Genomic DNA, 16,565 nt, shown 5'->3' with positions numbered 1-16,565 from the left:
AATTTTGGTGAATGTTTGGGAGCGGGAGGCTGTATAAAGGTGGGGCTGAAATCGAGGATGCCCGAACCCCCCGGGAAAAAGGTCGGCTCCTTACATCATCCTAAACGCCGATGCGGCAGAGGCTCCTTCCGGGCACCTCAGGATGAGGCTCTCCCGAAGCCGAACCCCGCCGAAGCGGGGTTCCTGGTGCATTGCAAGCCGGTCAGTTGTTATGCGCTGCGCAGGCCTCGTCCATCGGGGTGGCGTTGCTCGTGCCGCCCTGCGTCTGGAGATTGGCGGAGTTATTGACCGGATTCGGGCACTTGGTCTTGTCCATCTTCATCGTGCCGCTGGTGGTTGAGCCGGTCGTGGTGGTATCAGTGGCCATCGGCTTCTTGGCTTTCATGTCGCCGCTCGCACCGCCGCCCTGATCGGCCTGGTTCTTGTCGATCGTGGCGCCTGCCGGGGCCGGGTTGGACTGGGCGAAAGCGGATGTCGCCATGCCGAGCGCGAAGAGCGAAGCTGCTACGAGTTTCATACGCATCCTGAGATCCTCCTTGGGATGTTGCGTGATTAGCTCATCCACAACCTCGTCAGGACATCATTGTTCCGCAGCTGCTGACGACAAATTACGCCGCTGATCACCGTCTGGTGCGGGCTACTTGGTATAAAGCGCCCGCGACCTTTCGAGATGCTTCAGGAGCGCCATCTCCGAGCCGTCGATATCGTTGGCCTCGAGTCGGTCGACGATTTCGTCGTGTTCGGCAAGCGTGAACTTTTCCTTGCCGGTCCAGATCAGCATTTCGGTGTGATATTCCTTCAGCCAGGCGAGCATCGCCTCGCTGACGGCGACATAGATCGGGTTGCCGGAGATCTGGGCGATGCGGGTGTGGAATTCCATATCGGCGTCGATGAATTCTTCGGCCCGGCCGAGCGAGGCGCGCTGGCGCTCGATGATATCCCTGAGGTCGCTGATATCGGTTGCCGACGCGCGCTGAGCGGCCTCGCGGGCCATGCCGCGCTCGAAGAAGATGCGGGCGCTCTTCAGATGTTCGAGCGAGTCGGCCGATTGCGACAGCATGATCTTGGCGGTGAGATCGACCTGGCGGAAGATCGATTTTGCCGTGAGCCGCAGCACCTTCGCGCGCTCGCCGTGCGAGATGCTGACGAGACCCTTGTTGGCGAGCGATTGCATGGCTTCGCGGATCGCCGGCCGGCCGACGCCGAAGCGCTCCATCAGCACCCGCTCGGAGGGCATTTCGTCGCCGGGCTGAAGCTCGCCCGAGGTGATCATCCGCTCGAGTCGATCAAACACTTCGTCGGAGAGTTTCCGGCGGACGATTTGTTCGATGGGTTGGGTCATGAGATCTCGCTGGCTCAAAATGCTTCCTCCTAACAGTTTTCCGCGCCGAGAACAAAGCTCGCGGCTGAAAATTCGCGCCGCCGAAGATTCCGCTTTTCAACAGTTGGAATACTCATTATACCAGATCACGAGTTGACGCCATGATAATCTCCATGGCGAGAGGAGCAGCCGGCCGTTTCATGATGATAACCCTGACCTACCGCATCGAAACGCCCGGCAGCGTCGAGACGATGGCGGACAAGATCGCCAGCGACCAGTCGACCGGAACCTTCGTGCCGGTTCCCGGCGAGACGGAAGAGCTGAAATCACGCGTCGCCGCCCGGGTTTTGGCGATCCGCCCGCTCGAGGATGCGCGCCATCCGACCTGGCCCGAGGCCGCGCCCGGCACGCTGCTTCACCGCGCCGATGTCGACATCGCCTTCCCGCTGGAGGCGATCGGCACCGATCTCTCCGCCCTGATGACCATCGCGATCGGCGGCGTCTATTCGATCAAGGGCATGACCGGCATCCGCATCGTCGACATGAAGCTGCCCGAAGCTTTCCGGAGCGCCCATCCCGGGCCGCAGTTCGGCATAGCGGGCAGCCGCCGCCTCACCGGCGTCGAAGGCCGACCGATCATCGGCACGATCGTCAAGCCGGCGCTGGGGCTGAGGCCGCACGAGACGGCGGAACTCGTCGGCGAACTGATCGAGTCGGGCGTCGACTTCATCAAGGACGACGAGAAGCTGATGAGCCCGGCCTATTCTCCGCTCAAGGAGCGCGTCGCCGCGATCATGCCGCGCATTCTCGATCACGAGCAGAAGACCGGCAAGAAGGTCATGTATGCCTTCGGCATCTCGCATGCCGATCCTGACGAGATGATGCGCAACCACGATATCGTCGCTGCGGCCGGCGGCAATTGCGCCGTCGTCAACATCAATTCGATCGGCTTTGGCGGCATGAGCTTCCTGCGCAAGCGCTCCAGCCTGGTGCTGCATGCGCATCGCAGCGGCTGGGATGTGCTGACGCGCGATCCGGGCGCCGGCATGGATTTTAAGGTTTATCAGCAGTTCTGGCGGCTGCTCGGCGTCGACCAGTTCCAGATCAACGGCATCCGGGTCAAATATTGGGAGCCGGACGAGAGCTTCGTCTCTTCCTTCAAGGCCGTGAGCACGCCGCTCTTCGATGCCGCCGATTGCCCGCTTCCAGTCGCGGGCTCCGGCCAGTGGGGCGGGCAGGCGCCGGAGACCTACGAGCGCACCGGCCGCACCGTCGATCTTCTCTATCTCTGCGGCGGCGGCATCGTCAGCCATCCCGGCGGACCTGCGGCCGGCGTGCGCGCCGTGCAGCAGGCCTGGCAGGCGGCGGTTGCCGACATTCCGCTGGAGGTCTATGCCAAGGATCATCCGGAGCTTGCCGCCTCGATTGCCAAATTCGGCGACGGCAAGGGCGCGTGACGGCGATGGATGGAGTTCTCGTCAGCTATTACGGGGATGATTTCACCGGCTCCACCGATGTCATGGAGGCGCTCGCCTCGAACGGCGTCGAGACCGTGCTGTTCCTCGACATTCCCAGGCCGGAGCTGCTTGCCCGTTTCAGCCATTGCCGCGCGATCGGCATTGCCGGAACCAGCCGCAGCGAGACGCCGGCATGGATGGAGGAGCACCTGGCGCCGGCTTTCGACTGGCTGAAATCGCTCGGCGCCGCCATCTGTCATTACAAGGTCTGCTCGACCTTCGATTCCAGCCCCGGCATCGGCAATATCGGCAAGGCGATCGAGATCGGCCGCACGGGTTTCGGGCAATCCATCGTGCCCGTCATCGTCGGCGCGCCGCAATTGAAGCGCTACACGGCTTTCGGCAATCTCTTCGCCGCCTATCAGGGCCGCGTCTTCCGCATCGACCGCCATCCGGTGATGAGCCGCCATCCCGTCACGCCGATGGATGAGGCGGATCTTGCGCTGCACCTGTCGAAGCAGACCTCGCTTCCCGTGCTGCTTGCCGATCTCGTCGCGATCACCGCGGCCGATGCCGACCGGCGGATCGACGAGCTGGCGTCGCATCCGGACGGCATTCTGCTTCTCGATGTCGATTCCGAGGCGACGCAGGCGGCAGCCGGGCGACAGATGCTGCGTGTCGCCGCCCGCTCGGGAGGCTTCGTCGCCGGCTCCTCGGGGGTCGAATACGCCCTGCTCAGCGCCTGGCGGCAGACCGGGGTGATTGGTGAGAGCAGCGCTGAATTTCCTGATATCGGCCCGGTCGAGCGGCTTTCCGTCGTGTCCGGCAGCGTCTCGCCGACGACCGAGCGCCAGATTCGCACGGCCGTCGAAAACGGTTTCGAGAGCATCGCACTCGATCCGCTCGCGCTGGTCTCGAATGGCGAAGCTGCGGTGGATGCGGCCGTGCAGGCCGGTATCCGGACGCTGAAGGAAGGCCGGAGCGTCATCCTCCATACGGCGCTCGGCCCATCCGCTGACCGCGGCGCCGATATCGACCGGCTTCCCGGCGCTCGCCATCAGCTCGGCAGCGCGCTCGGTACGATCCTGCGCAGGCTGATCGAGCAGGAAGCACTGCCGCGCGCGGTCGTCGCCGGCGGCGATACGTCGAGTCACGCGCTGCGGCAATTGAAGATCGACGCGCTGACGACACTGCTGCCGCTGCCCCAGACGCCGGGCTCGCCGCTCTGCCTCGCGCATGGCGACTATGCGCCGACCAACGGCCTGCAGATCGCGCTGAAAGGTGGGCAAGTCGGCACGGACGGCTATTTCGCGCAGATCCGCGACGGGAGGAAGAACTGAGATGGTCGTCTGGGTCGGAACCAGCTTCAAGATGAACAAGACGCTTGAGGAAGCGCTCGCCTTCGCGCGCCGCCTCGCCGATGCGGATCTTGAACGCGATGCCCGCGTGCAGCGCTTCGTCATCCCCTCCTTCACCTCGGTGCGCGAGGTCAAGCGCGTGCTTTCCGAAACCTCGGTGAAGGTCGGCGCCCAGAACATGCATTGGGAGGATGCCGGCGCCTGGACCGGCGAGGTTTCTCCGCTGATGCTCAAGGACTGCCGGCTCGATCTCGTCGAGCTCGGCCACTCCGAACGGCGCGAACATTTCGGCGAGACCGACGAGACCGTCGGGCTCAAGGTTGCCGCTGCGATCCGCCACGGCCTGACGCCGCTGGTCTGCATCGGCGAGACCCTGCAGGAGCGCAACGAGGGGCGGGCAGACGCCGTGCTGCGGCGGCAGGTCGAGGCCGCCCTGCGGGGTGTCGACACCGAGGCCGGCGAGGCTCCGATCCTGCTTGCCTACGAGCCGGTCTGGGCGATCGGCGTCAACGGCATTCCGGCGACGGCCGATTATGCCTCTGAGCGGCACGGTAAGATCGCCGAGGTGGCGAAATCCATTCTCGGCCGCCCGGTGCCTGTTCTCTACGGCGGCAGCGTCAATCCCGGCAATTGCGAGGAGCTGATCGGCCAGCCAGATATCGACGGCCTGTTCATCGGCCGCTCCGCCTGGTCCGTCGAAGGCTATCTCGACATTCTCGGCCGCGTCAGCGCGGCGATCGACCGCTCATCTCCACGCCAGACGGCGAGTGAAAGGAAACTGCCATGAAGATCGCAATTGGCGCCGACAGCGCCGGCAAACCGCTCCTGGATGTCATTGCCGCCCATCTCGCCGGCAAGGCGGATCTCGAAGTGCACGATCTCAGCCAGTCCGGCTTCTATGCCGATCTCTCCCAGCGCCTGGCGCAGACGATCGTCGACGGCGAGCATGAGCGCGGCATCCTGTTCTGCGGCACCGGCATCGGCGTGTGCATCTCCGCCAACAAGGTGCCGGGCATTCGCGCCGCCCTCACCCACGACACCTATTCGGCCGAACGCGCGGTGAAATCCAACAACGCCCAAATCATCACCATGGGCGCGCGCGTCATCGGGCCGGAACTGGCGAAATCGATCGTCGACGTCTGGCTCGCCTCCGAATTCGATCCCGATGGCCCGTCGGCCGGCAACGTGCAGGCGATCGATCGGCTCGATGCGGAAAAACATGGGGCCTAAGCGCCTAAGTAATGATATGGTGATTGACTCATCATACCAGTATATGATCCTATCCAGAACTGAAAAGGTGAGGAAAACATGACCAAGATTGCTCTCTTCGGCGCCGGCGGCAAAATGGGATACCGGCTTGCCAAAAATCTCAAAGGCTCGCGCTTCGAAGTGCGCCATGTCGAGGTGAGCGATGCCGGCAAGGCCCGCCTGAAGAACGATCTTGGCCTCGATTGCGTGCCTATCGATGCCGCGCTCGACGGCGCCGACGTCGTCATCCTCGCCGTGCCGGATACGGTGATCGGCAAGGTCGCGGCCGGCATCGTCGACAAGCTCGCTCCCGGCACCATGGTGGTGGCGCTCGATGCCGCCGCGCCCTTCGCCGGCCATCTGCCGAAGCGCGACGACCTCACCTATTTCGTCACCCATCCCTGCCATCCGCCGATCTTCAACGACGAGACGGACATGCAGGCCAAGAAGGATCATTTCGGCGGCCTTTTCGCCAAACAGCACATCGTCTCGGCGCTGATGCAGGGTCCCGAAAGCGCCTATGCGCTCGGCGAGGAAATCGCCAAGGTCATCTGGGCGCCGGTCATGCGTTCGCACCGGGTTACGGTCGATCAGCTCGCCATGCTCGAGCCCGGCCTTTCCGAAACCGTTTGCGCCTCGCTGCTCGTCATCATGCGCCAGGCGATGGACGAATGTGTCGCCCGCGGCGTGCCGGCGGAAGCCGCCCGCGATTTCCTGCTCGGCCATATGAACGTGCTCGGCGCGGTCATCTTCAAGGAGGTCGACGGCGTCTTCTCGGATGCCTGCAACAAGGCGATCGAGTTCGGCATCCCGGCGCTGATGCGCGACGACTGGAAGAAAGTTTTCGAACCGCAGGAGATCGCCGAGAGCATCCGGCGCATCACCTGAACCGGCCCGGGGGAGGCAAGTCCTCCCCCCGCTACCGCTCCGGAGACGGGGCACCGCTCCGGGGAGAACGGGGCGTCATTCACAACAGGGAGGAAAGAATGAAACTGACACGCAGACTGACACTCGCAGCCTTCGCCAGCGCGCTGGCGCTCGGCACGGCCATGCCGGCCTTTGCGGCCGATCTCATCGCCATCATCACCCCGGCGCACGACAACCCGTTCTTCAAGGCCGAAGCCGTCGGCGCCGAAGCCAAGGCGAAGGAGCTCGGCTATGAGACGCTCGTCATGACCCATGACGACGACGCCAACAAGCAGTCGGAAATGATCGATACGGCGATCGGGCGCGGCGCCAAGGCGATCATCCTCGACAATGCAGGCGCGGACGCTTCCGTCGCTGCCGTCAAGAAGGCCAAGGATGCCGGCATCCCGTCCTTCCTGATCGACCGCGAAATCAATGCGACCGGCGTCGCCGTCGCCCAGATCGTCTCGAACAACTATCAGGGCGCGCAGCTCGGCGCGCAGGAATTCGTCAAGCTGATGGGCGAGAAGGGCAATTATGTCGAGCTGGTCGGCAAGGAGTCCGACACCAATGCCGGCATCCGCTCGCAGGGCTATCACGACGTCATCGACGATTATCCCGAGCTGAAGTCGGTTGCCAAGCAGTCGGCCAACTGGAGCCAGACGGAAGCCTATTCGAAGATGGAGACCATCCTTCAGGCCAATCCGGATATCAAGGGTGTCATTTCAGGCAATGACACCATGGCGATGGGCGCGATCGCAGCCCTGCAGGCCGCCGGCCGCAAGGACGTGATCGTCGTCGGTTTCGACGGGTCCAACGATGTGCGCGACTCCATCAAGTCGGGCGGCATCAAGGCGACCGTGCTGCAGCCCGCCTATGCGCAGGCGCAGCTCGCGGTGGAGCAGGCCGACGCCTACATCAAGAACAAAACGACGCCGAAGGAAGAGAAGCAGCTGATGGACTGCGTTCTCATCAATGCCGACAATGCCGGCAAGCTCGAAACCTTCGCCCTGATGAACTGATCAGCCCCAATTGCGGAGGGTGCAATGTTGCGCCCTCCGCAATGCATTTTGCGAGACGCCGAGGTTCACCCGCATGTTGAGAATGAAGGGCGCATTGCTGGCTGCCGTCGTGGCGGCGGCCCTGCCCGGTTGCAAGATCATCAAGACGCCGACCGCGGAGGAGAAGGCGGCGGCCGCGGCCAAGACCGCTTTTGATCCGAATGCCAAGGTCGAGGCGATCTGGCAGCCTCAGGTCGTGCCCTATTTCGAAAAACGCGCCGGCGAGCTGAAGGACGTCATGCAGCTCGTTTCCACGAGTCCCGATGCCGCGGGAGAAAAATACGGCAATCCGCGCAAGCAGAGCAGCTCGCCTTGGACCTATGCGGTGAAGATCACCGGCACGGTCGTCGCGGCCGATACCGCCTCGCGCGCGGCGACGCTCGACGTCGATGCCGATGGCGACGGCAAGGCCGATGCGAAGGTGCAGATCGGCCCGGCGCTGCGCGGCACCGCACTGCGCGACACGCTCGATTTCGTCAATTTCAACGAGTTCAAGAACCAGATCGAATGGGCGCAGTTCGGCAAGGCGTTCAACGAGAAGGCCAATGCCGCCTTCCTCTCCGCCGTCCCGCGCGACGGTCTCACCGGCAAGACGGTGACGGTGATCGGCGCCTTCCCGCTGCCGAGAAGCGGCGAGCTGCCGCTCGTCACACCTTCGGAACTGAAGGTGGGCTCATGACGGCGACAGACGCACATCAGGACGATATCATCCTCCGTCTCGACGACGTGTCGAAGGTCTATTCCGGCATCGTCGCCGTCAAGCGCGCCAATCTGGAGCTGCGCCGCGGTGCGGTGAACGTTCTGGTCGGCGAGAACGGCGCCGGCAAATCGACGCTGATGAAGATCATCGCCGGCGTCGAGCGCCCGACGCTCGGCCGCATCATCCTGGACGGCAAGCCCGTTTCCTTCGACAGCCCGGCCGACGCGCAGGCGAACGGCATCGGCATGATCTTCCAGGAGCTCAACCTCTTCGCCAACATGTCGGTCGCCGAAAACATCTTCACCAGGCGCGAGATCACCCGCGGCCTGCTCGGCATCGATCACAAGGCGCAGGTCGAGAAGGCCAATGAATTCCTGCGGCGTCTCGATGCCGGCATCGAGGCGGATACGATGGTCGAGGATCTGCCGATCGGCCAGCAGCAACTGGTCGAGATCGCCAAGGCGATGTCGCTCAACGCCCGCATCCTGATCATGGACGAGCCGACCTCGGCGCTGTCGGCGGCCGAAGTCGAAATCCTGTTCAAGGTGATCGCCGAGCTGAAGGCGCAGGGGGTGGCGATCGTCTATATCTCGCACCGGCTGGAAGAGCTGATGCGGATCGGCGACTACATCACCGTGCTGCGAGACGGCCAGATCACCGGCCATGCCATGGTGCGCGATATCGACACGCGCTGGATCGTGCGCTCGATGATCGGCTCGGACGCCAAGGATTTCGCCAAATCCGTCACCCATTCCATCGGCAAGGAAGTCTTCCGCGCCGAAAACATCAGCCTTCCCCGGCCGACCGGCGGGCTTGCGGTCAACGATGTCTCCCTGTCGGTCAAGGCGGGCGAGATCCTCGGCATCTACGGCCTGATGGGCGCCGGGCGCAGCGAATTCTTCGAATGCGTGATCGGGCGCCACACGCATTCGACCGGCAAGATCTTCATCGACGGCAGGCAAGTGCGCGCCCGCGACACCACGCGGCGCATCCGCCGCGGCCTTGCGCTGATCCCGGAGGACCGGCAGCGCGAGGGGCTGGTGCAGGTGCTCTCCATCGCTTCCAACCTGACGCTCGCAAGCCTATCGCGCTTCACCCGGCTTTTCCATATCGACAGCGGCGCGGAGAAGAACGCCATTCAGGAGGCGATCCGCGATCTCTCCATCAAGGCGCCGAACCCGGATTTCGAGGTCACCTCCATGTCCGGCGGCAACCAGCAGAAGGTCGTCATCGGTAAGGCGCTGATGACCAATCCGAAGGTGTTGCTGATGGACGAGCCGAGCCGCGGCATTGATGTCGGCGCCAAGGCCGACGTCTTCCGCACCATGCGGCGGCTGGCGGCAAACGGGCTCGCCATCCTTTTTTCGACCTCCGACCTCGAAGAGGTCATGGCGTTATCCGACCGCATCGCGGTCTTGAGCAATGGCCAGCTCGTCGCCGTCTTCGATCGGGACGAGGCGACGGAAGACGCCATTATCGCGGCTTCGGCCAAGGGACACGGACATCAAGGGAAACTCGCGTCATGATGGCGGCTACCTCAACTCTTGCGCCGAAGGGCGCCAACGGCTCGGCGCTTCTGACGCTGATGAAGCTCAGGACCTTCATTGCGCTTTTCGCCGTCATCATCTTCTTCGCGATCTTCGCGCCGAACTTCACCTCGACGGCGAACATGATCCTGATGTCGAAGCACGTGGCGCTGAACGCCTTCCTCGCCATGGGCATGACCTTCGTCATCATCACCGGCGGCATCGACCTTTCGGTCGGCTCGATCGTCGGGCTCTGCGGCATGGTCGCCGGCGGGCTGATCCTCTACGGCATCGAGCTGCCGATCGGCTACACCATCTATTTCAACCTCTTCGAGATCGTGCTGATCACGCTGTCGATCGGCCTCGTCATCGGGCTCATCAACGGTCTCTTGATCACCAAGCTCAACGTCGCGCCCTTCATCGCCACGCTCGGCACGCTTTATATTGCCCGCGGCCTGGCGCTGCTGTCGTCTGATGGACAGACCTTTCCGAACCTTGTCGGCCGGCCGGAATATGCCACGACCGGTTTCGACTTCTTCGGCGCGGGCCGCATTCTCGGCCTGCCGGTGTCGATCTGGATCCTGATCGTGCTGGCGCTCGCGGCCGCCTATGTCGCCCGCTCGACGCCGATCGGCCGCCACATCTTCGCCGTCGGCGGCAATGAGCGGGCGGCGCGCATGTCCGGCATCCGCGTCGATCTCGTGAAAATCTTCGTCTACATGTTCTCCGGCCTTTGCGCGGCGATCGTCGGCGTCGTCATCTCCTCGGAGCTGATGGCCGCCCATCCGGCGACCGGCGAAAGCTTCGAGCTCAATGCGATCGCGGCAGCCGTGCTCGGCGGAACCTCGATGTCGGGCGGGCGGGGCACGATCGGCGGCACGATCATCGGCGCCTTCGTCATCGGCATCCTCTCCGACGGGCTTGTCATGATGGGCGTTTCCTCCTTCTGGCAGATGGTCATCAAGGGCCTCGTCATCATCATCGCCGTCGTCGTCGACCAGGCGCAGCGCCGCCTGCAGCAGCGCGTCACCCTCATGCAGATGGCAAAGGCAGGTTGACATGACCGGATTGAAAGGCGCGTTGATCGGCTGCGGCTTCTTTGCGATCAACCAGATGCATGCCTGGAACGATGTCGACGGTGCCGAGATCGTCGCGATCTGCGACCGCGATCCCGAGCGGCTGAAGCTCGTCGGCGATCAGTTCGGCATCGAGCGGCGCTATAGGGATGCCGAGGCGATGTTTGGCGATGGCGGTTTCGATTTCGTCGATATCGCCACGACGGTTCAGAGCCACCGTGCGCTGGTGGAAATGGCCGCGAGGAATAAGATCCCCGCCATCTGCCAGAAGCCTTTCGCCAAGACGCTGGCGGATGCCAAGGCGATGGTCGAGGTATGCCGCGCTGCCGGCGTGGCGCTGATGGTGCACGAGAACTTCCGCTGGCAGACGCCGATCCAGGCGGTGCGCAAGGCGCTCGATGCCGGCGCCATCGGAACGCCCTTCTGGGGCCGCTTCTCCTTCCGCTCGGGCTACGACGTCTTTTCCGGCCAGCCCTATCTCGCCGAAGGCGAGCGTTTCATCATCGAAGATCTCGGCATCCATACGCTCGATATCGCCCGCTATATCCTCGGCGACGTCAGCGCGCTGACGGCCCGCACGAAGCGGGTCAACCCTGGGATTAAGGGTGAGGATGTCGCGACCATCCTGCTCGATCATGAGAACGGCGCCACCTCGGTCGTCGACGTCAGCTACGCCACCAGGCTGTCGAAGGAGCCTTTCCCCGAGACGCTGATCGAGCTCGACGGCTCCGAAGGCACGATCCGCCTCAGCCAGGGCTACGGCTTGGAGATCACCAACGGCAAGGGCACGACCAGGATGGATGTCGCGCCGAAACTGCTGTCCTGGGCCTCGCGGCCCTGGCACAACATCCAGGAGAGCGTCTTTGCGATCGAGCAGCATTGGGTCGATCAGCTCAGGCGCGGCGCGGAGCACTCGACCTCGGGCGCCGACAATCTGAAGACCTTCGCCCTCGTCGAGGCCGCCTATGACAGCGCCGCGCGCGGCCAGACGATCGATATCCGGGCTCTGCTGCGATGACCGCCGATGCGTTCCAGCTTTACGGCACCCGCGCTGCGGAAAGGCCGCCGGTCCGTCTGACGGCGGGAAAGCTGACGGCCGATCTCGCCGACGGCAATCTCCGCACGATCCGCTACGATGGCGTCGAGGTGCTGCGGGCGATTTCCTACCTCGTCCGCGACCGGGACTGGGGCACCTACAGCCCTGAGATCACCGACCTCAGGATCGAGCAAAGCGAGGATCGTTTCGAGGTCGCCTATCTCGCCCGCTGCGAGGGGCCGGATGCGACGACGCTCTCCATAGAGGTCCGCATCACCGGATATCGCGACCGGCTCGATTTCGAGGCCGAAGCCGTCTCGGGGACCGGCTTCGAGACCAATCGCTGCGGCTTCTGCATCCTGCATCCGATCGTCGGCGTCGCCGGTTCGCCGGCGGCGGTCGAACAAGTCGACGGCCAGATCGCGGCGACGCGTTTTCCTAATGTCATCGAGCCGTGGCAGCCCTTCAAGGACATGCGCGCCATCACCCATCAGGTCATGCCAGGCGTTACCGCGGAATGCCGGATGGAGGGCGACACCTTCGAAATGGAGGACCAGCGCAACTGGTCCGATGCCTCCTACAAGACCTATGTCAGGCCGCTCGCTTTGCCCTGGCCTTACCACATACCGGCCAACCAGCCCGTCCGGCAGAAGACGTCGCTGATCATCACGGATATCAGCCGTTCCGTCGCGCCGTCAGTCGCGACGCAGAGCGGAGCCATAAGGCTCGAACGCGGCGCGCGGACCGGCACCATGCCCGATATCGGCGTGATCGTGACCCCCGAGGAGGCCGAGGCGACACTGGCGGCCGGATCCCTCCTGGCGGAGATCGCGCCTCGCGAGCTGCTCTTCCATTTCGATCCCGACGCCGGGCATGGCCCCGACGCATTGGAAAACTTCGCGGCGATCGCCGCTCTCCATCGCGGTCGCTCGACGCTGGAAATCGCGCTCCCCTGCAAATCGTCGCCGGCAGGCGAGGCAGCCGGGATCGCCCGGCAGATGCAGCAGGCGGGATTCAAACCGGACGCGATCCTGATCTCGCCTTCCGTCGACCGGCAATCGACGCCACCCGGCAGCAAATGGCCGGACTGCCCTCCCCTCGAGGAGGTCTATGCTGCGGCCCGCGCCGCCTTCCCCGGGATCCGCATCGGCGGCGGGATGCTCAGCTATTTCACCGAGCTCAATCGCAAGCCCGTGCCGGCAGGCGAGATTGATTTCGTCAGCCATTGCACCAACCCCATCGTGCATGCGGCCGACGATCTCAGCGTCATGCAGACCTTGGAGGCGCTGCCCTTCATCACGCGCTCCGTGCGCGCGATCTACGGCGACAAGCCCTATCGCATCGGCCCGTCGACGATCCCGATGCGGCAGAACCCCTATGGCAGCCGCACGATGGACAATCCGGCCGGCGGGCGCATTCCGATGGCCAACCGCGACCCCCGCCACAATGGCCGCTTCGCCGAGGCCTTCGCGCTCGGCTATGCGATCCGGGTGCTGGATGCCGATCTCGAATGCCTGACGCTTTCGGCGCTGACCGGTCCTTTCGGGTTGATCGCCGGTTCCGATGAGCCGATCGAGCAAGGCGGGCGGCGGCCGCTCTTCAACACGGTGCAGACCTTGTCGGCACTTGCGGGTGCATCCTGGCAGGAATGCATCTCGTCCTCGCTCTCCGAAGTGCTGTCTTTCGTCGCAAGGAATGCCGCTGGCGCCAAGCTCTACGTGGTCAATCTCGCAGGCGAAGAACGAAGGGTCAGCGGCAGCGCACTGGCCGAAGAGCTGCGGCTGGCGCCGTTTGCGACTGTTGCCTTGCCGCTGGCGGATTGACCTCTGGCCCGCCCGCCGCATCTATGCAGTGGGAGCTCGTTCTGGGGAGGATCGGCGTGATGACGAAGAAGCTTATCAATGCAGGCGCGGATGCCGTCGATGAGATGCTGCAGGGCGTTCTCGCGGCGCATCCCGAGCACCTCTATGCCGTGGACGGCATGCCGCGCGCCATCATTGCCAGAAACGGCCCGCGCAAGGGCAAGGTCGGGCTGGTGATTGGCGGCGGCTCCGGGCACGAGCCGACCTTCCTCGGCTATGTCGGCAAGGGGCTCGCCGATGCCGCCGCGATCGGCAATGTCTTCGCCTCGCCGCCGCCCGATCCGATCATGGCCTGCGCCATGGCTGTCGACGGCGGCGCCGGCGTGCTTTTCATGTACGGCAATTATGCCGGCGACGTCATGAACTTCGATATGGCCGCGGAAATGCTGGCGCTCGACAACATCGCGGTGCGCACCGTTCTGACCACTGACGATGTCGCGTCCGCCCCAGCCGACCAGAGGGAGAAGCGGCGCGGCGTGGCCGGCAATGTCTTCATCTTCAAGGCCGCCGGTGCGGCCTGCGATCTTCTCTATTCCTTCGACGAGGCCGAGCGCGCCGCCCGCCATGCCAATGCGCGCACCTATACGATGGGCGTGGCGCTCTCGCCCTGCTCGCTGCCCCAGACCTTGAAGCCGAACTTCCTGATCGGCGAGGAGGAGATGGAGATCGGCATGGGCATTCACGGCGAGCCCGGCGTTACGCGCGGGCCGCTGAAGCCGGCCGATGCGGTGACCGACGAGCTGATGGACAATCTTCTCCGGGAGATGAAGGCGGAACGCGGCGACCGCGTCGCGGTGCTCGTCAATTCGCTCGGCTCGACGCCGATGATGGAACTCTACATCATGATGCGGCGCGTCAAGGCGCGGCTCGATGAAGCCGGGCTCGTCATCCACACATCGTTCGTCGGCAACTACTGCACCTCGCTCGAAATGGCCGGCGCCTCCATCACGCTCATGCATCTCGACGACGAGCTTCAGCGGCTGATCGACCATCCCTGCGATTGCGCCATGTTCAGGAGGTGATCGATTGTGATCACGACCAAAGACGTGCAGCATCTCTTTGCCCTGATCGCCGCCGATATCGCGGCGCATCGCGACCATCTCTGCGAGCTGGACGGGGCGATCGGCGACGGCGACCACGGCCTTGCCATGGATGCCGGCTGTGAGGCCGCTGCCAAGGCGGTCGCAGCACTCGACCCCGCGCAGGCCGCGCCGACGGCCGCCTTCAACGCGGCGGCAAAGGCATTCCTGAACGCGGTCGGCGCATCCTCCGGCCCGCTCTATGCGACCGCTTTCATGCGCGCCGGCGCCGCCGTCAAGGACAGGCCGGACCTCGGCGACGAGGAGTTTGTGCGCGCTTTCGCGGCGATGGCGCAAGGCATTCAGGAGCGCGGCAAGGCCGAACCCGGCGAAAAGACCATGGTCGATGCCTGGAAGCCCGCGGCCGATGCGGCGTCTGATGCCTTGGCATCGGGAACTTCCCTCCACGAATGTTTCGATCGGGCCGAGCGGGCGGCGCGCCAGGGCTGCGAAGCGACCCGGGACATGACGGCCGCCAAGGGGCGGGCGTCGCGGCTGGGCGAACGGGTGATCGGCCATATCGATCCCGGCGCGGCATCGGCCGCGATCGTCATCGCTTCCATCGCGAAATTCGCACAGCATCGTGATGGTTAGCTCATCATACCAGTTGACATGTAAATGATCATCTGCGACAAGGGGCCGGCTTATCAAGAGGAGGACGGTAATGCTGACCCTATCCGCAAAATTGAAGACGGCGAGCATCGTCACGATCGCCATGGCGTCTTTCGCCGCGACGCCGGTTCTTGCCGAAGACATCACGCTCTGGACCCTCAACTTCGACAACAACGCCGCCAACGGCGCGCTGAAGAAGGTGGCGACGGATTTCGAAGCGGCGAACCCGGGAACGCATGTCGAGATCGTTCAGCGCGCCGTCGACGAGCACAAGACGGCGTTGCGCGTCGCTGCCGGCTCGGACAAGGGCCCCGACATCTATTTCAGCTGGGCGGGCCTCGGCCTTGGCGGAGAATATGTGAAGGCCGGTCTCTCCCTGCCCCTCGACAAGTATTACACCGAATACAAGTGGACCGACGAACTGCTGCCGTCGGCAGCCGCTTTCGCCGATCTCTATCCCGGCGGCAAGCACGGCGTTCCCTTCACCTTCAAGGGCGAAGCCGTCTACTACAACAAGAAGCTTTTCGAACAGGCCGGCATCACCGAAGAGCCGAAGACCTATGACGAGCTTCTCGCCGCCGCCGAAAAGCTGAAGGCCGCGGGCATTCCCGCCTTCACCTTCGGCGGCACGGTCAACTGGCACGTCATGCGCCTGATGGACGTGATCCTCGAAACCAAGTGCGGTGCCGAGAAGCACGACGCGCTGAAGGCGATGACGCTGGACTGGACCAAGGAGCCCTGCGCGACGGACGCCTTCGCCGAATTCGCCAAGTGGACCAAGGACTATACGCTGCAGCCCTTCATGGGCATCGACAACAAGCAGTCCTACAGCCTCTTTACCGCGGGCCGCGCGGCGATGATGCTCGAAGGCGACTGGCTGGTCAGCCAGCTCAACGGTTCCGGCGGCAATCTCGACGATTACGGCATCTTCCCCTTCCCGACCAATACCGAACGTCTCTATGGCTTCGCCGAGTACAATTACATCAGCACCAAGAGCAAGAATCCCGACATCGCCGCCAAGTTCCTCGACTATTTCCTGTCGACCAAGGTGCAGCAGGATCTGCTCGGCCAGCTGAGCTCGACCTCCGTCAACAAGAACGTCCAATATTCCAACCAGAAGCCGCTTGAGGCGGAATGGCTCGGCATCTTCCAGAAATACGGCAAGGTCTACATGAACGGCGATCAGGCCTTCCCGCTCGATGTCACGACGGAATATTTCCGCGTCATCAACGATGTCGCCTCCGGCAACACCGAGCCGGCCGAGGCGGCCAAGCAGCTGCAGAGCTTCATCGCCAGCAGAACCTGATTCCTCCCAAGCGCCGG

Annotated in this window: 16 protein-coding genes; 14 read left to right on the top strand and 2 right to left on the bottom strand. The window is 63.9% G+C overall.

Annotated elements, in window-relative coordinates:
• Positions 1-202: 202 nt before the first annotated feature.
• Both AMK02_RS25485 and AMK02_RS25480 read right to left on the bottom strand, forming a co-directional pair.
• Positions 203-523 (bottom strand): hypothetical protein, encoded by a 321-nt coding sequence (locus AMK02_RS25485; protein WP_064807299.1) that lies wholly within the window; start codon positions 521-523, stop codon positions 203-205.
• A gap of 114 nt (positions 524-637) precedes the next feature.
• Positions 638-1,342: a transcriptional regulator NanR gene (locus tag AMK02_RS25480; RefSeq protein WP_064807297.1), complete on the bottom strand. Its 705-nt coding sequence runs from the start codon at positions 1,340-1,342 to the stop codon at positions 638-640.
• Positions 1,343-1,482: 140 nt separating this feature from the next.
• Here AMK02_RS25480 and oiaX point away from each other — a divergent pair, with 140 nt between their 5' ends.
• From oiaX to AMK02_RS25410, 14 genes are all read left to right on the top strand, one after another.
• On the top strand, positions 1,483-2,778 hold the full coding sequence (oiaX, locus tag AMK02_RS25475) for a 3-oxo-isoapionate-4-phosphate decarboxylase OiaX (protein WP_189637038.1): 1,296 nt from the start codon (positions 1,483-1,485) through the stop codon (positions 2,776-2,778).
• Between the two features lie 5 nt (positions 2,779-2,783).
• The gene (locus AMK02_RS25470; protein WP_064807938.1) at positions 2,784-4,118 is read left to right on the top strand and encodes a four-carbon acid sugar kinase family protein; all 1,335 of its coding nucleotides are present in this window, start codon (positions 2,784-2,786) and stop codon (positions 4,116-4,118) included.
• 1 nt (position 4,119) lies between these two features.
• Positions 4,120-4,923: a triose-phosphate isomerase gene (locus AMK02_RS25465; RefSeq protein WP_064807296.1), complete on the top strand. Its 804-nt coding sequence runs from the start codon at positions 4,120-4,122 to the stop codon at positions 4,921-4,923.
• On the top strand, positions 4,920-5,366 hold the full coding sequence (derI, locus tag AMK02_RS25460; RefSeq protein WP_004678734.1) for a D-erythrulose-4-phosphate isomerase: 447 nt from the start codon (positions 4,920-4,922) through the stop codon (positions 5,364-5,366). The genes AMK02_RS25465 and derI overlap by 4 nt, the downstream gene beginning before the upstream one ends.
• Positions 5,367-5,444: 78 nt before the next feature.
• Entirely contained in the window at positions 5,445-6,272 is an 828-nt protein-coding gene (locus tag AMK02_RS25455; protein ID WP_064807294.1) for a phosphogluconate dehydrogenase C-terminal domain-containing protein, read from the top strand.
• Positions 6,273-6,370: 98 nt separating this feature from the next.
• Positions 6,371-7,312, top strand: coding sequence for a D-ribose ABC transporter substrate-binding protein (locus AMK02_RS25450; protein ID WP_064807292.1), 942 nt, complete (start codon positions 6,371-6,373; stop codon positions 7,310-7,312).
• Positions 7,313-7,385: 73 nt separating this feature from the next.
• Complete coding sequence (locus AMK02_RS25445; protein ID WP_064807291.1) at positions 7,386-8,030, top strand: DUF2291 family protein; 645 nt, start codon at positions 7,386-7,388, stop codon at positions 8,028-8,030.
• Entirely contained in the window at positions 8,027-9,577 is a 1,551-nt protein-coding gene (locus AMK02_RS25440; protein WP_064807289.1) for a sugar ABC transporter ATP-binding protein, read from the top strand. Before AMK02_RS25445 ends, AMK02_RS25440 begins: the two co-directional genes overlap by 4 nt.
• Positions 9,574-10,635: an ABC transporter permease gene (locus AMK02_RS25435; RefSeq protein WP_004678742.1), complete on the top strand. Its 1,062-nt coding sequence runs from the start codon at positions 9,574-9,576 to the stop codon at positions 10,633-10,635. The genes AMK02_RS25440 and AMK02_RS25435 overlap by 4 nt, the downstream gene beginning before the upstream one ends.
• A gap of 1 nt (position 10,636) precedes the next feature.
• Positions 10,637-11,671 (top strand): Gfo/Idh/MocA family protein, encoded by a 1,035-nt coding sequence (locus AMK02_RS25430; RefSeq protein WP_064807288.1) that lies wholly within the window; start codon positions 10,637-10,639, stop codon positions 11,669-11,671.
• Positions 11,668-13,512 carry a D-apionate lactonase gene (gene apnL / locus AMK02_RS25425; RefSeq protein WP_064807286.1) on the top strand — a complete coding sequence of 615 codons (1,845 nt, stop codon included), beginning with the start codon at positions 11,668-11,670 and terminating at the stop codon, positions 13,510-13,512. The genes AMK02_RS25430 and apnL overlap by 4 nt, the downstream gene beginning before the upstream one ends.
• A gap of 56 nt (positions 13,513-13,568) precedes the next feature.
• A complete protein-coding gene (locus tag AMK02_RS25420; protein ID WP_064807284.1) occupies positions 13,569-14,573 on the top strand; it encodes a dihydroxyacetone kinase subunit DhaK in 1,005 nt (334 codons plus the stop codon).
• Positions 14,574-14,576: 3 nt separating this feature from the next.
• Entirely contained in the window at positions 14,577-15,224 is a 648-nt protein-coding gene (gene dhaL / locus AMK02_RS25415) for a dihydroxyacetone kinase subunit DhaL (protein WP_064807283.1), read from the top strand.
• 70 nt (positions 15,225-15,294) lie between these two features.
• Positions 15,295-16,548: an ABC transporter substrate-binding protein gene (locus AMK02_RS25410; protein WP_064807281.1), complete on the top strand. Its 1,254-nt coding sequence runs from the start codon at positions 15,295-15,297 to the stop codon at positions 16,546-16,548.
• The last annotated feature ends 17 nt before the right edge of the window (positions 16,549-16,565 follow it).

The organism is Rhizobium sp. N731 (assembly GCF_001664145.1).
In the GTDB taxonomy this organism is placed as follows: domain Bacteria; phylum Pseudomonadota; class Alphaproteobacteria; order Rhizobiales; family Rhizobiaceae; genus Rhizobium; species Rhizobium esperanzae.
Note: the sequence above shows the minus strand (reverse complement) of the source record. Positions and strands in the feature narration are given on the sequence as shown.

Excerpts from the sequence above, each read along its gene's own strand:
- AMK02_RS25455 (WP_064807294.1), top strand. The coding sequence starts at position 5,445 with ATGACCAAGATTGCTCTCTTCGGCGCCGGCGGCAAAATGGGATACCGG.
- AMK02_RS25410 (WP_064807281.1), top strand. The coding sequence starts at position 15,295 with ATGCTGACCCTATCCGCAAAATTGAAGACGGCGAGCATCGTCACGATC.
- AMK02_RS25440 (WP_064807289.1), top strand. The coding sequence starts at position 8,027 with ATGACGGCGACAGACGCACATCAGGACGATATCATCCTCCGTCTCGAC.
- AMK02_RS25485 (WP_064807299.1), bottom strand. The coding sequence starts at position 523 with ATGCGTATGAAACTCGTAGCAGCTTCGCTCTTCGCGCTCGGCATGGCG.
- AMK02_RS25430 (WP_064807288.1), top strand. The coding sequence starts at position 10,637 with ATGACCGGATTGAAAGGCGCGTTGATCGGCTGCGGCTTCTTTGCGATC.
- derI (WP_004678734.1), top strand. The coding sequence starts at position 4,920 with ATGAAGATCGCAATTGGCGCCGACAGCGCCGGCAAACCGCTCCTGGAT.
- oiaX (WP_189637038.1), top strand. The coding sequence starts at position 1,483 with ATGATAATCTCCATGGCGAGAGGAGCAGCCGGCCGTTTCATGATGATA.
- AMK02_RS25465 (WP_064807296.1), top strand. The coding sequence starts at position 4,120 with ATGGTCGTCTGGGTCGGAACCAGCTTCAAGATGAACAAGACGCTTGAG.
- apnL (WP_064807286.1), top strand. The coding sequence starts at position 11,668 with ATGACCGCCGATGCGTTCCAGCTTTACGGCACCCGCGCTGCGGAAAGG.
- AMK02_RS25445 (WP_064807291.1), top strand. The coding sequence starts at position 7,386 with ATGTTGAGAATGAAGGGCGCATTGCTGGCTGCCGTCGTGGCGGCGGCC.
- AMK02_RS25435 (WP_004678742.1), top strand. The coding sequence starts at position 9,574 with ATGATGGCGGCTACCTCAACTCTTGCGCCGAAGGGCGCCAACGGCTCG.
- AMK02_RS25470 (WP_064807938.1), top strand. The coding sequence starts at position 2,784 with ATGGATGGAGTTCTCGTCAGCTATTACGGGGATGATTTCACCGGCTCC.
- AMK02_RS25450 (WP_064807292.1), top strand. The coding sequence starts at position 6,371 with ATGAAACTGACACGCAGACTGACACTCGCAGCCTTCGCCAGCGCGCTG.
- AMK02_RS25480 (WP_064807297.1), bottom strand. The coding sequence starts at position 1,342 with ATGACCCAACCCATCGAACAAATCGTCCGCCGGAAACTCTCCGACGAA.